The sequence below is a fragment of the Maribrevibacterium harenarium genome, assembly GCF_006385675.1.
Classification (GTDB): domain Bacteria; phylum Pseudomonadota; class Gammaproteobacteria; order Pseudomonadales; family Marinomonadaceae; genus Marinomonas; species Marinomonas harenarium.
Window position 1 is genome coordinate 1 of the sequence record NZ_VFRR01000127.1, and the last position, 772, is coordinate 772.

The 772-nt window shown below is 46.2% G+C and carries 1 pseudogene; it reads right to left on the reverse strand.

From position 1 onward, the window contains the following. Window positions 1-112: 112 nt before the first annotated feature. Window positions 113-772, reverse strand: a pseudogene (locus tag FJM67_RS17405) (transposase); the annotation flags it as partial.

Below are 772 nucleotides of genomic sequence, written 5' to 3' on the forward strand. Positions count from 1 at the left end.
GTCGTCCCTGAATAATGGCGATTTTAGACTAAAGCGCCATTTCATTTTCTAGCCTTCTCGGCAATAAGGATTGTATCAATCTCATCCCGCTATAAATGCCACACCGGATCAAGGCAAAATTAAGCCACTTCAGCAGCTTACGAAGGTTTTGGCCACAGGCGCTTAGGATCACGTTAATCGCATCGCCCAGTATTCCTTTGAGGAAGCATCGTCTGAGTTTTCCGTCTGATTTAAGATGCCCGATGATGGGCTCTACGCTATTTCTTCTCCCCATCCAGTTCTTCTCTTTCTTGGGGACTCCGCGTTTTTGACCGGCAATCAAGACTTCAATATCTTCCACACCTGACCCTTTATATCCTCGGTCAACAAAACAGGTTTCAGGCTTTCGCCCTATCAAGGTTTCTACTTGTTGCAGTTGATCTTTCAGGGTGTGCCCATCATACGGATTACCGGGATAGCTTCTTGCGCCCACAATGAAGGATTCTTTAGCCGTCACAGCTATGCTGGCTTTCACGCCAAATTCGTAGCGTTTATGCGCTTTGCCTTTGGATATGCAATCCACATTGGGTTCATGCAGGCTGTAGAGTTTGTTTTTGCTCTGGCGAGTTTGTTTCAGCAATCGATAGGCTTGATTAAGTGTATCTTCCTGTTTTTGGGTGAGCGCTACCCCTTGTCGTTTTACTTGCCGATCAATATCCCGCAGGACTCGCCCCAAAAAGCCTTTGACTTGTTTAATGGCTTTTCTCATCCGTTGGTATTGTTTGGCATGACC